The organism is Gammaproteobacteria bacterium, from assembly GCA_028817255.1.
GTDB lineage: Bacteria > Pseudomonadota > Gammaproteobacteria > Porifericomitales > Porifericomitaceae > Porifericomes > Porifericomes azotivorans.
Genome location: JAPPQA010000049.1, coordinates 1 through 12632 on the forward strand (window position 1 = coordinate 1; position 12632 = coordinate 12632).

At 66.5% G+C, this 12632-nt stretch carries 9 protein-coding genes and 1 pseudogene; 9 read left to right on the forward strand and 1 reads right to left on the reverse strand.

Annotated elements, in window-relative coordinates; genetic code table 11:
• Nucleotides 1–295 precede the first annotated feature (295 nt).
• Nucleotides 296–1291: a phosphoribosylaminoimidazolesuccinocarboxamide synthase gene (locus OXU43_02525; GenBank protein ID MDD9824035.1), complete on the forward strand. Its 996-nt coding sequence runs from the start codon at nucleotides 296–298 to the stop codon at nucleotides 1289–1291.
• Between the two features lie 28 nt (nucleotides 1292–1319).
• Here the strand turns inward: OXU43_02525 and OXU43_02530 are convergent, their stop codons facing one another.
• Entirely contained in the window at nucleotides 1320–2366 is a 1047-nt protein-coding gene (locus OXU43_02530) for a fructose-bisphosphate aldolase class I (GenBank protein ID MDD9824036.1), read from the reverse strand.
• Nucleotides 2367–2599: 233 nt separating this feature from the next.
• Here OXU43_02530 and OXU43_02535 point away from each other — a divergent pair, with 233 nt between their 5' ends.
• The 8 genes and pseudogenes from OXU43_02535 (at nucleotide 2600) to OXU43_02570 (ending at nucleotide 12461) form a co-directional block, all read left to right on the forward strand.
• A complete protein-coding gene (locus OXU43_02535) occupies nucleotides 2600–3448 on the forward strand; it encodes a phosphatase PAP2 family protein (GenBank protein ID MDD9824037.1) in 849 nt (282 codons plus the stop codon).
• A gap of 245 nt (nucleotides 3449–3693) precedes the next feature.
• Nucleotides 3694–4368, forward strand: a pseudogene (locus OXU43_02540) (ABC transporter ATP-binding protein).
• A gap of 80 nt (nucleotides 4369–4448) precedes the next feature.
• Entirely contained in the window at nucleotides 4449–5195 is a 747-nt protein-coding gene (locus OXU43_02545; GenBank protein ID MDD9824038.1) for an ABC transporter permease subunit, read from the forward strand.
• 15 nt (nucleotides 5196–5210) lie between these two features.
• The gene (locus OXU43_02550) at nucleotides 5211–7142 is read left to right on the forward strand and encodes a Gldg family protein (GenBank protein MDD9824039.1); all 1932 of its coding nucleotides are present in this window, start codon (nucleotides 5211–5213) and stop codon (nucleotides 7140–7142) included.
• An 18-nt stretch (nucleotides 7143–7160) separates the two neighbouring features.
• Nucleotides 7161–8411 carry a DUF4340 domain-containing protein gene (locus OXU43_02555; GenBank protein MDD9824040.1) on the forward strand — a complete coding sequence of 417 codons (1251 nt, stop codon included), beginning with the start codon at nucleotides 7161–7163 and terminating at the stop codon, nucleotides 8409–8411.
• 172 nt (nucleotides 8412–8583) lie between these two features.
• Nucleotides 8584–9507 (forward strand): glycine--tRNA ligase subunit alpha, encoded by a 924-nt coding sequence (glyQ, locus tag OXU43_02560; GenBank protein ID MDD9824041.1) that lies wholly within the window; start codon nucleotides 8584–8586, stop codon nucleotides 9505–9507.
• Nucleotides 9508–9547: 40 nt separating this feature from the next.
• Complete coding sequence (glyS, locus tag OXU43_02565) at nucleotides 9548–11728, forward strand: glycine--tRNA ligase subunit beta (GenBank protein ID MDD9824042.1); 2181 nt, start codon at nucleotides 9548–9550, stop codon at nucleotides 11726–11728.
• Nucleotides 11700–12461 (forward strand): lysophospholipid acyltransferase family protein, encoded by a 762-nt coding sequence (locus tag OXU43_02570; protein MDD9824043.1) that lies wholly within the window; start codon nucleotides 11700–11702, stop codon nucleotides 12459–12461. Before glyS ends, OXU43_02570 begins: the two co-directional genes overlap by 29 nt.
• Nucleotides 12462–12632 lie beyond the last annotated feature (171 nt).

Consider the following 12632-nt stretch of genomic DNA (forward strand, 5'->3'; position numbering starts at 1 on the left):
GGTGGGGGCATGGGAATGGCGGATTGGGCTTTATTGGCTGGATGCCCATAGGGTTTTTACACAGTCTGGAAAGCAGGAATCCTGTGAATAATGCGCGCGTCTCGCGCTCCTTGTAACGTTGCGTCCGACTGGTCTTATATATGGCGGCCCCATCCAGCGCTTGGAATCGGGCGGAGGGAACTGCTACCATGCGGCCCGCGCGGGGCGACAGGAGGCGGGAAACGCAAGGTTGCCGTTGCCGCACGGGAAGAAGCGCCGGGCCCCGTTCGATGCAAGCCCTGGCTGGAGCCGTTCCATGCAGACAAATTCGCCCGCAAACGACGCCCTCTACGAATCGAAGCTGTCCGGTCTCCGTCTGCACCGCCGCGGCAAGGTAAGGGACCTCTACCTGCTGGACCAAGAGCACCTGCTGATCCTGGCCACCGACCGCATCTCCGCCTTCGATGTCGTCCTGCCCGACCCGGTGCCCGGCAAGGGCGCGATCCTGACCCGCCTCTCGAAATTCTGGTTCCGGCGCACCGCCTCGGTGATCGGCAACCACCTGGCGGAGTTCCCCTTGCAGACGCTGCTCGCCGAAGACGGGGAACGCCGCCTCGTCGAGGAGCGGGGCACGGTCGCGCGCCGGTTGCGCCCCCTGCCGATCGAGGCCATCGTCCGCGGCTACCTGGCGGGGTCCGGCTGGCAGGAATACCAGCGCGACGGCACCGTATGCGGCATTCCGCTGCCCCCCGGCCTGCGCCATGCCGAACGGTTGCCGCGGCCCATCTATACGCCTTCCACCAAGGCGCCCGTCGGCGGCAAGGACGAAAACATTTCTTTCCAGCAGAGCGCCGAGCGCATTGGTCTGGAGCTGGCCGATGGCTCGCCCCAAACCGGTTCGCGGGAGGAGGCCGCGCGCGCCGGCCAGGCCCTGGCGGAAAAGGTGCGCGAGACCAGCCTCCGCCTGTATTCCGAGGCCGCCGAGTACGCCCTGGAGCGGGGGATCGTCATTGCCGATACCAAGTTCGAGTTCGGCATAGACGCCGCCGGCGAACTATTGCTCATAGACGAGGCGCTGACCCCCGATTCGTCCCGCTTCTGGCCCGTGGAGCACTACGTCCCGGGGGAGAACCCCGCCAGTTTCGACAAGCAATTCGTCCGCGACCATTTGGACTCCGTAGGCTGGGACCGGCGCCCCCCCGCGCCCTCGCTGCCGCCGGAAATCATCCGCGCCACCGCGGCCCGCTACGACGAGGCCTGGGAACGGCTGGCCGGGTCGTCGCCCGGGGCGGGCGCCAACGCGGGGCAATGAACCGCCCGGCAACGCGCCGGGGCCCGTCTCAGGCGGCCCGTTCGACCTCGGCGGAATAGCGCCCCAGACAGGCCAGGCTGTTGCAGCGTTCCCGGTGCAACAGCGCCTGTTGCGCCGCGCGCGCGTTTTCCTGTCGCCCCCCCCACCGTTGCAGGCAGGGCGCCTGCAGGGCGCGGCCGTAAGAGAAACTCAGGGGCCAGGGCAACCGCGGCTCCCCGGCATTTCCCGCCGCGTTCATCGCGTTCAGGTGCTCGGTGGCCTGGACCGCTTCCTGGCCCCCGGACAGGAACACCACCCCCGCCACGGAGTCTGGCACGCAGTGTTTCAGGCATTGCAGGGTCTGCGCCGCCACCTCTGCCGTCGTCGCCTGGCGCGGGCACTCCTTGCCGGCAACGATCATGTTGGTTTTCAGCAGCAGCCCCTCCAGGTCCACGCGCTGCACGCACAGTTCCGCGAAGGCTGCGTTCAGGATGCGCTCCGTTTCCCGCCGGCAACGGGCGATATCGTGAGCTCCGTCCATCAGCACCTCCGGCTCCACGATGGGCGCCAGACCGCACTCCTGGCACAAGGCCGCGTAGCGGGCCAGGGCGTGGGCGTTCGACTGGACGCAGCCCTCGCTGGGCAACCCCGGCCCCAGCGCGATCACGGCGCGCCATTTGGCGAAGCGCGCCCCCAGGGACCGGTACTCCTCAAGACGCTGCCGCAGCCCGTCCAGACCCTCGGTCACCTTCTCGTCGGGGTGGCCGGCCAGGGGGTGGGCGCCTTTGTCCACCTTGATGCCGGGCAGGATTCCCTGTTCCTCCAGCGCCCGCGGGAAGGGCGTCCCGTCGGCGGTCCGCTGGCGCATGGTTTCGTCGAACAGGATCATGCCGCTGATGTATTCCGCGGCGCCCGGGGTCATGATCAGCAATTCCCGGTAGGCGCGCCGTGTCTCTTCCGTGGACTCCAGGGCAATGCTCTCGAAGCGTCGCCGGATCGTGGGAAAACTCTCGTCTATGGCCAGGATTCCCTTGCCCTCGCGGGTCAGGAGGCCCGCCGTCCGCCGCAATTCCGTCGCTGCGCTGGTCTCGCTCATGGGCACGGATTATATATTATGTGGCGGCCCCTCCACGAATGTATTGCGATCCATAGCGCCGCATATATATAATTTAGCTGCATGACAGACGCTGCAGATACCGCCCGCAAAGGGGAGAACGGGCGGCGAGCGTGTAGAACGCCGGCGCCGAAGGCGCTTGTCTATGCGCCCGCGCGGACGCGAACGCGCTCATCATAGGGAACCGCGCCAAACTCCTTGCGACCCAGCGACGAGTGAACCGCTCACAACCGTTGCCATATTACGCGCGGCCCTGGAGAATCTGGCGGCCGCTATTTGCGGGACTCAGCCACCGCGACAAGGCCCTGCGCCTGTCCGTCGTTCTCTACACCCTGCTGCTGCTGTCTCCTTACCTGCTGACCAACCACATCGCGCATTCCCGCGCCGGCGGCGAATCTCTGCGCGCCGCGCAACTCGACCACCACCCGGACGTCTTCCGCGTCTCCCGGCAGGACGAGCGCACGGTCTGGGACCCGAAAACGCTGTTTGTGGACAAGGACGGGAGATTCCTCGATTACCAGATCCCTTTTATAGACTGGACTATCCTGATTTATATCACTATTTTCGCCTATTACTTCCTGGGCCCCCTGTCCGCGCCCGCCGGCTGCCGGGGGCGCTGGGAGATGCTGTTGCTGATCCAGTCCGTGGTGCTGATTTCCCTGGCGGCCAACCTGTTTTTCCTGTTCCTGCCGGCACAGACGGACCTGCGCTGGCAGGTGGAGGAGCACAGCTGGTTGACTCCGCTCTACCAGGCGTTTCACTGGCTGGACCGGCCCTTTAATTCCTGGCCCAGCCTGCACGTGGCGCAGACGATGCTGGTCGTCTTCTGTGTGCGGCACTGGTGGTTGGCGCAGAACAAGAAATGGCGGAGCCACCTGCTGTGGCCGTCATGGCTATTGCTGGCGCTGAGCGTCCTGACGACGAAACAGCACTTCATGTGGGACCTGCTGACCGGTTTGCTGCTCGGGCTTTGCGGCTGGCTCTTTCTGTTGCGCCCGGGGCTGCATTGCGTGCGCCGGGCGCCGGAGCACCTGCACCCGGATATCCTGAGGCGGGCGGCATAGCCGCCGGGACGCAGGCATAGGCCCGCCGACATGCGGCGTTGCCCGCAGCGGGAGAGCGGTCATGCGCGTCCGGCGTCCGGGCCATTGCGGCCGGTCCCGAGGATCCTCGAACGGCTGCCGCCCGTGGCGGAAGTGTTGCACTTGCGGATCGAATTCAGGATAATGCGCGCCGCCTGCCGGAGTGGTATCCGGTTCGGCCATCGTTTTTCTTTGATAGTGGCCCGTGATTCGGGGAATGCGGACTGGTGCCAAAGGCAATAGAAACAAGGAAACTCCACAAGCACTTCGGCAGGATCCATGCCGTGCGCGGTATTTCGTTCTCCGTGGACCGGGGGGAAGTGCTGGGCTTTCTGGGGCCGAACGGCGCCGGGAAGTCCACTACCATGAAGATGATCACCGGCTTTCTGGAGCCCAGCAGCGGTTCCGTCGAGGTCTGCGGCTACGATGTGGGCAAGGAGCCGATTCGCAGCAAGCGCGCCATCGGCTATCTCCCGGAGGGGGCGCCCTGCTACGGGGAGATGAGCGTCATAGATTTTCTCGGCTTCATCGCCGATGTCCGGGGGCTGAGCAAAGATTACCGCCGGGAGCGCCTGGACAGGGTGGTGGCGGAGATCCAACTGGAATCCGTGCTGCACCAGACCATAGAGACCCTGTCCAAGGGCTTCAAGCGGCGGGTCGGTTTGGCGCAGGCGATCCTGCACGACCCGGAGATCCTGATCATGGACGAGCCCACCGACGGGCTGGACCCGAACCAGAAGCACGAGGTGCGCACCCTGATCAAGGGCATGGCGGAGCAGAAGGCGATCATTATTTCCACCCACATCCTTGAGGAGGTGGACGCGGTTTGCAGCCGCGCGATCATCATCGCCGCCGGTCGGCTGCTGTTCGACAATACGCCCGCCAAGCTGCGCGCCCGCTCGCCGGACGGAGATATAGACGGCGCCTTCCGCGCGATCACGATGCGGCACTACAAGGAACGCGGGGAGGCGACCCAGTTCTGATGCCGCTTTCCGCCCGCAACATCCTGACCATCCTGCGGCGCGAGCTGTACGGGTATTTCTCCACCCCGATCGCCTACGTGTTCATCGTCATCTTTCTTTTTCTGATGGGCATCTTCACCTTTTACGTAGGCAGCCTGTACGAACGCAACCAGGCCGACCTGGCGCCGTTCTTCAATTTCCATCCCTGGCTGTACCTGCCTCTGATCCCGGCGCTCTCCATGCGCCTGTGGTCCGAAGAGCGCCGCAGCGGCTCCATCGAATTGCTGATCACCCTGCCCATCTCCACCGCCGACGCGGTGATCGGCAAATATCTTGCCGCGTGGATCTTCACGGGCTTTGCCCTGGCTTTGTCCTTCCCCATGTGGATCACCGTGAACTACCTTGGGGAGCCGGACAATACCGTGATCCTCTCCGGCTACATCGGCAGCCTGCTGCTGGCAGGGGGGTTCCTCGCCATCGGCGCCTGCGTCTCGGCCCTGACCAAGAGTCAGGTGGTCGCCTTCGTGATCAGCGTGGTCATCTGCTTTTTGTTCATCATGAGCGGGTTCCCCCTGGTGCTGGACTTTTTCCGGGGCTGGGCGCCGCAGGCGGTGGTGGACGCGATCGCCTCCTTCAGCTTCTTTTCGCACTTCGAGTCCATTAAGAAAGGGGTGATTGACCTGCGCGATCTGATCTATTTCGCTACCCTGATCGCCGTCTGGCTGTATGCGAATGTCGTCGCGGTGGAGCTGAAAAAGGGGACCTGATCGGTGCGGCTGCGAGTGAACAAACAATTCCTGTTGTCCGGCACCGGCCTGCTGCTCGCGGCGGGCCTGTTCCTGGCCGTCAACATTATCTCCAATCTTTGGTTCCCTTATTTCCGCCTGGACATGACCGAGAGCAAGCTGTTCACTTTGTCCGACGGCACCCGCAACATCCTGCGCAAATTGGAGGAGCCCATCACGCTGAACCTGTATGTCTCGCGCAAGCCGCTCGCGGAGTACCCGCTGCTGTCCAACTACGCCGTGCGCGTCCGCGACATGCTCAGGGAATACCGGGAACATGCCGACGGGATGCTGACGGTCAACGTCATTGACCCGGAGCCGTTCTCCGAGGCGGAAGACCAGGCGGTCGCGGAGGGGGTGCGCAACGTGCCGGTGGGCGGCGGCAAAAACCAAGCCTACCTGGGGCTGGTCGGCGTGAACTCCACGGACGACCGCAGGGCGATCCCTTTCCTGGCGCCCGGCAAGGAGGCGTCCCTGGAGTACGAGGTTACCAAGCTCATATACAATCTGGCCCATCCCGAGAAGCGGGTGGTCGGCATCCTGAGCGGGCTGCCCATCTTCGGCGAGGGGCCGCGGCCGGAGCCCTGGTCCATCGTCAATACGATCCGGGAATTCTTCGAGCTGCGCGACCTGAGCGAGGCGCCCGCCGACATTGCCGAGGACATAGACGTGCTCATGCTGATCCATCCCAGGGATCTGGAGGAGGACGTGCTGTATGCGATTGACCAGTACGCATTGCGCGGCGGCAAGCTGATGGTGTTCGTCGATCCCCTGTCCGACTTTGACCTCAACGCCCCGAGGGAAGACACCAGCGTCGCGCCGGAGGTGGCTTCTTCGTTGCCGCTGCTGTTCGACGCCTGGGGGATCGAGATGCTGGAAAACAAGGTGGCCGGCGACCGCAGTTTCGCCATGCGGGTGCAGCACCGGGACGCGCGCGGGCTGCGGGAAGTCTATTACCTGCCGTGGCTGCGCCTGGAGAAGAAGGGGGGGACGCTGGACTCCGAGGACTTCTCCACCAGGGATATCAAGCTGCTGCACCTCGGCGCGGCGGGCATCCTGCAGCGCAAGGAGAAGGCGGCGGATCAGCCGGTCGCGTCCATGGCGCCCATCGTCCAGACTTCACAGCAGTCCACGATCCTGGAGCGGGACCTGGTGATGTTTCAACGCGACCCCGGCGTCATCCTGGACGCCTTCAAATCGGAGGACCGGCAGCTGGCGCTGGCCGCCCGGCTGGACGGCAACGTGTTGTCCGCCTTCCCGGAGCGCGGCGACCCCGATACCGGGGACGAAGACGAGGACGCGGGCGAGGACGAGGAAGACGCCTACGACGATCCCTCCGGGCATGTGGCGGAAGGCGAGTTGAACGCCATCGTGGTGGCCGATACCGACCTCCTGCAGAACCGCTTTTGGATCCGCATCCGCCGGATCTTCGACATCCAGATCCCGCAGACCATTGCCAACAACGGCGATTTCGTGGTCAATTCCCTGGAGAACCTTTCCGGCAGCACCGACTTGATCAGCCTGCGCAGCCGGGGCGAGTACGCCCGGCCCTTCACTCGCGTGGACGACATCCGCCGCGAGGCGGAGGAGCGTTTCCGCGACAAAGAGAAGCGCCTCAAGGAAAAACTGGAAAAGACCGAAGAACGCCTGCGCGAATTGCAGAAGGAGCAGAACGGGGGCGGCAAGATTCTCACCCCCGAACAGTCGCGCGAGATCGCCAAGTTCAAGAAGGAGCGTTTGAAGACGCGCAAGGAGCTGCGTGCCGTACAGCACGATCTGCACAAGAATATCGAATCTTTGGGCACCAAGCTGCGCTTTATCAACATCATCCTGGTGCCCCTGGTGGTGGCCTTGCTGGCGGTGCTGCTGAACTTTCTGCGTTTTCGCAGGGCCGCCAGGACCGCCAGGGCCGCTGCCGCCGAGGACTGAAGCGGAGGCCGGATCGTCATGCGTACAGTTCTTTCCCTGCTGGTCCTTACGGTTATCGCGGCGGTCATCGCCGTGGTGGTCGTGCGCGAGCACGACACGGTGTATGTGGCCGAGAAGCAACTGCTGCTGCCGGACCTTAAGGACCGCGTCAACGATGCGGCGCGGGTCGCGATCAAAGGCTACGACGGCGAGGTAGTGCTGGAGCGGGTCAAAGACAAATGGGGCATTTCCGGACGCGGCCAGTATCCCGCCAATTTCGTGGCGATTAAGACCCTCCTGGTCGGGCTCGCGCAGGCGGAGCTGATCGAATACAAGACCGACAACCCCGACCTGTATTTCAAACTCGGGCTGGCCGGCATCGCCGTGGAGGGATCGTCGTCGCGGGAGATCGAGGTGCAGGACGAGGCCGGAGACCCGCTGGCCTTTCTGATCGTCGGCGACCAGCAGCGGCTCGGCGGCGGGCGGGCGCTTCCCGCCTACTACGCGCGTCTTCCAGAAGAGCCCCGCAGCCTGCTGGTCCAGGGAGAATTGCGCGCCTCCGTCGAGGTGCGGGACTGGCTGGAGGAGATGATCCTGAACATCGCCTCGGATCGCATCCGGGAGATCAAGATCTGGAACACCTATGAAAATGTGCATATCTTCAGGGACAGCGAGGAAGAAACCGACTTTCAACTGGCCGAAATCCCGGAAGGGATGAAGCTGAAAGCGCAACTGACCTTGAACCGCATGGGCACGATCCTGGAAGAATTTCGCATAGACGACGTGGTTGCCGGGGATGAATTCGAATTCTCCGAAGAAGGAACGGCGAAGACGGAGATTCGCACCTTCGACGGCCTGCTGATCCGCGGCCGGGCAGAGCAACGCGAGGAGAAGGCGCACGTCGCTTTCGAGTTCTCCGCTACGGAGCCGTTCTCTGCCGGCGGAGACGGGGGAGACGAGGAGGCCGGGGAGGCCGAGGGCGAAGGAGCAGCGGCGGCGAAGGCGTCGGAGGAGGCAAAAGACGAAGCGAGCGAGGCAGCCGCGAAAGCCGCCGACCCTTCCGCGCCCGCCGAGGTTTCCAGCGAAGTGTTGCGCGAGATCGAGGACTTGAACCGCAGGCTGGGCCCGTGGGTATTCGTGGCGCCCTATTTCAAATACGATATGCTGGCGCGCCGGATCGGCCCGTTGGTAGAAGATGCCGATGCGGGTACAGATACGGATGCGGATGCGGACACCGATGCGGACACCGGGGCCGGCGACGAGGCGCCGCCCGTTGCGCCTCCTTCTTGAGCCGCGCCTGACTCGCGTAACTGGCGTAACTGGCGCGCGTAACTGGGGCCGGCGCCGGCGGCCCCGCGCCCCTCGTCTGGCCCTTCGCCTGCCAGGCCAGGCGTGAGCCCCGCCGGGTAAAGCGCCCCCAGTAGAGTGCCCCCAGCAGAGCGCCCCAGGTAGAGCGTCTATTATGCCTGCAACCGGAACGCCCCTCGGTTTCCAGGAACTGATCTTCCGCCTCCAGGACTTCTGGGCCCGGCAGGGGTGCATTATCGAGCAGCCCTGCGACCTGGAGATGGGCGCGGGCACCTTCCACCCCGCCACCTTTCTGCGCGCCCTCGGCCCGGAGCCGTGGCATGCCGCCTACGTGCAGCCGGTCCGGCGCCCGGCCGACGGACGCTACGGCGACAACCCCAACCGCTTGCAGCACTATTACCAGTTTCAGGTGCTGCTCAAGCCTTCTCCCGAGCGCTTCCAGGAAATCTACCTGGACTCCCTGCGCGCCCTGGGCATTGACCCGTTGCGGCACGATATCCGCTTCGTCGAAGACAACTGGGAGTCGCCCACGCTGGGCGCCTGGGGTCTGGGCTGGGAAGTCTGGCTGGACGCCATGGAGATCACCCAAGTCACGTATTTTCAGCAGGTCGGGGGCTTGAAATGTCTCCCGGTATCCGGCGAGATTACCTACGGTCTGGAACGGATCGCCATGCACCTGCAAGACAAGGACAGCGTTTACGACCTGGTCTGGGCGGCCCGCGCCGGCGCTGGCGCCGTTCGTTACGGAGAGTTGCACCGCCAGGCGGAGGCCGAAATGTCGGCCTGCAACTTCGAGCATGCGCGCAGCGAGCGGCTGCGCCGCTGGTTCCAGGACTGTCGCGACGAATGCGAGCGCCTCGCGGCGGCCGGGCTGGCGTTGCCGGCCTACCATGCGGTGGTGCGCGCCTCGCACCTGTTCAACCTCCTGGATGCCTGCCGCGCCCTGTCCGTGACCGAGCGGCAGCGCTTTATTCTGGAGATCAGGCAATTGGCGCATACCGTCGCCAAGACGCACCTGCGTTCGCGGGAGGCCCTGGGCTTCCCCCTGCTCGGCAAAGAAGGCGGCGCGGCTGCCTGAAAGGCCGCCGCCGACCCGCCGCCCGTTCCGTCCCCCCCCCATGTCTGGCTTCAAGACCCCCGGCCCCAAGACCGCGGACCTGCTGCTGGAGATCGGCACGGAGGAATTGCCTCCCGCCTCCCTGCGGCAACTGGCCGGCGGGCTCGCCGCGGAGACGGAGGCCGGGCTGCGGCAATGGGACCTGTCCTACGGCGACTGCCGCTGGTACGCCACCCCGCGCCGCCTGGCCGTCCTGGTCGCCGGCGTGGCCTGCGAACGCCCCGGCACGGAGACGCTGCGCCGCGGCCCCTCCCTCGCCGCCGCCTACGACAAAAAGCGGCGCTTTACCGCCGCCGCCAGCGGCTTCGCCAGGGCCTGCGGCGTCGCTCCCGAGGCGCTGGAGATTGACCAACGGGCCCAACGCCTGGTGTTCCGTTCCCGGGAGGCGGCGCAACCCGCCGCGGAGCTGCTCCCGGCCCTGGTCCGGGAGGCGCTGGCGCGGCTGCCGCTGGCGCGGCCCATGCGCTGGGGGGCGGGGCAGGCCGAATTCGCGCGCCCCGTGCGCTGGGTGACGCTGTTGTTCGGCGAGACCGCGCTCGCAGCCGAGGTATTCGGCCTGCGCGCGGGCCGTTGCAGCTACGGCCACCGCTTCCATCATCCCGGCGCCATCGAGCTGCCCCGCGCCTCGGACTATGCGCGCCTGTTGGCCGAGCCCGGCCGCGTATGCGCGGACTACCGGGCCCGCCGGGAACGGATCCGGGAACTGCTGGCCGCCGCCGTCGCGGAGCTGGGGGGGCGGGCCGACATGCTGTCCGAAGCGCTGCTGGAAGAAGTGACCTCCCTGGTGGAGTGGCCGACGGTGCTCGCCGGCCGTTTCCCCGAGCGCTACCTCGAGCTCCCGGAAGAACTGCTGGTCAGCGTCATGCAGGAACAGCAACGCTTCTTCCCCGTCTTCCGGCCGCGGGGCGGGCTGATGCCCGCGTTCCTGTCCGTGCTCAACATCGCCCCCGCGGATACCGCGCCCATCCGCCGCGGCAACGAGAAGGTCATCGTGCCCCGGTTCCGCGACGCCGAGTTCTTCTGGCGGCGCGACCGGGCGCGGCCGCTGTCGGATTACCGCGAGCGTTTGCGGGGGCTCGTCTTTCACGAAAAACTGGGCGCCATGAGCGACAAAAGCGCGCGGCTGGCCGACCTGGCCGGCTGGATGGCGGAGACGCTGGGCGCGCCCGCGGCGCCGGCGCGCCGTGCCGGCGAACTGTGCAAATGCGATCTGCTGAGCGAGTTGGTGGGAGAATTCCCGAAATTGCAGGGGATCGCGGGCGGGTATTACGCCCGCCGCGGCGGCGAACCGCCGGAGGTGGCGCAGGCCATCGGCGAGCAATACCGCCCCGGCTTCGCGGGCGACGCCATCCCGGCGACGCCGCTGGGCCGGATTCTCGCCCTGGCCGACCGGCTGGACTCCATCGCGGGCATCTTCGGCATCGGCCAGGCGCCCACCGGCGAGAAAGACCCCTACGCCTTGCGCCGCGCCGCCCTGGGAGCCATGCGCATCCTGATCGAGGGAGAGCTGGCCCTGGGATTGCGGCCTGCGATTCGGCGGGCGCTGGCGGCCTACGGGACGGCCCTGGCCGCGGCCGGCGACCGCGAGGACGCGGTCTTCGCCTTCATGATGGAGCGGCTGCGCGCCTGGTACCAGGAAGCGGGCGTCAAGCCGCAGGTCTTCGAGGCCGTGCGCGCGGCCGGCGAGTTCGCGCCCCTGGACTTTCACCGCCGCATCCTGGCCGTGCGCGCCTTCCGGGAGCTGCCCGAGGCGGCCCGCCTGGCCGCCGCGCACAAGCGCATCCACAACATCCTGCGCAAATCCGCCGCCGCCCGGGATGCGCCCCAGGAAGACGTGCCCCAGGAAGACGTGCCCCAGGGAGATGCGCCCCAGGAAGACGCGCCCCAGAAAGACGCGCTCAAGGGGGACATGCCGCTACGCCAGGAGCTGTTGCAACAGGAGGCCGAGCGCGACCTCGCCCGCGACTACCGGGGATTGCAACAACAGTTGCGCCCCGTGCTGCAAGCGGGCGACTACGAACAGGCCCTGCGCCGGCTGGCCGGCCTGCAAGACGCCGTGGACCGCTTCTTCGACCAAGTTACCGTCATGGACGAAAACCCAGAGTTGCAGCGCAACCGGCTGGCGCTGCTCCAGGGGCTGCACCGCCTGTTCAATGGAGTCGCCGACCTCTCCCGGCTGTAAGCCGGCGCCGCCCTCTTCCGCGGGCGCCCGCCTGCGGGCCGTCGCCTACTACGCCGGGCAGGCGCTGGCCACCCTGCTGTTCGCCCCCTGCTGCGTGCTGCTCTACCCCTTCCCGCACCGCTGGCGCTACCGCTTCACGCGGCAATGGACCCGCTTCGCCCTGTGGTGGCTCAAGTGCGTCTGCAAGCTGGATTTTCAGGTGCAGGGCCGGGAACACGCCGCCGCGCCCGCGATCATCGCCTGCAAGCACCAGTCGGCCTGGGAGACCTTCGCCCTGCAGCTGGTATTCCCGCCAGTCGTCTTCGTGCTGAAGAGAGAATTGCTGCGCATCCCCCTGTTCGGCTGGGGCCTGGCCGGGCTGGACCCCATCGCCATTGACCGCGGTTCTCCCGGCGCGGCGTTGCGCGCCATCGTGCGCGAGGGGCAGGAGCGGCTCGCCAGGGGCCTGTCGGTGGTCATTTTTCCCGAGGGTACGCGGGTCGCGCCGGGGCAGCGGGGGCGCTACGGCCCCACCGTCGGGTTGCTGGCGCGCAAGACCGGCTGCCCGGTGATCCCCGTAGCGCACAATGCCGGCTGGTACTGGCCCCGCAACGGCTTCCTCAAGCGCCCCGGCGTCATACGCATGGTCGTAGGGCCGCCGATCGAGGCCGGGGATCGCAGTGCCCGCGAGATCGCCTCCCTGGCGGAGGAGTGGATCGAGAGCGCCGCCGCCCGCCTTCCCCGCCCGGATTAGCCCCGGTGCGCCTGCCGGTTCGTCCGCCTCCGAGTCATCCAGAAAGAGTACGTTGCGATCCCCCGAACGGAGTACAATAGGGCCATGACCCAGGCGAACATAGAGTTGCTTGAGGCGCTGGAGAGCGCTGGGGCGCCGAAGGAGCAGGCCCAGGCTGCCGCCGCCTCCGTG

Bases quoted from the DNA above. Each gene is read 5' to 3' on its own strand.
- glyS (MDD9824042.1), top strand. From the start codon at position 9,548: ATGTCTGGCTTCAAGACCCCCGGCCCCAAGACCGCGGACCTGCTGCTG.
- OXU43_02555 (MDD9824040.1), top strand. From the start codon at position 7,161: ATGCGTACAGTTCTTTCCCTGCTGGTCCTTACGGTTATCGCGGCGGTC.
- OXU43_02530 (MDD9824036.1), bottom strand. From the start codon at position 2,366: ATGAGCGAGACCAGCGCAGCGACGGAATTGCGGCGGACGGCGGGCCTC.
- OXU43_02570 (MDD9824043.1), top strand. From the start codon at position 11,700: ATGGAGTCGCCGACCTCTCCCGGCTGTAAGCCGGCGCCGCCCTCTTCC.
- glyQ (MDD9824041.1), top strand. From the start codon at position 8,584: ATGCCTGCAACCGGAACGCCCCTCGGTTTCCAGGAACTGATCTTCCGC.
- OXU43_02545 (MDD9824038.1), top strand. From the start codon at position 4,449: ATGCCGCTTTCCGCCCGCAACATCCTGACCATCCTGCGGCGCGAGCTG.
- OXU43_02525 (MDD9824035.1), top strand. From the start codon at position 296: ATGCAGACAAATTCGCCCGCAAACGACGCCCTCTACGAATCGAAGCTG.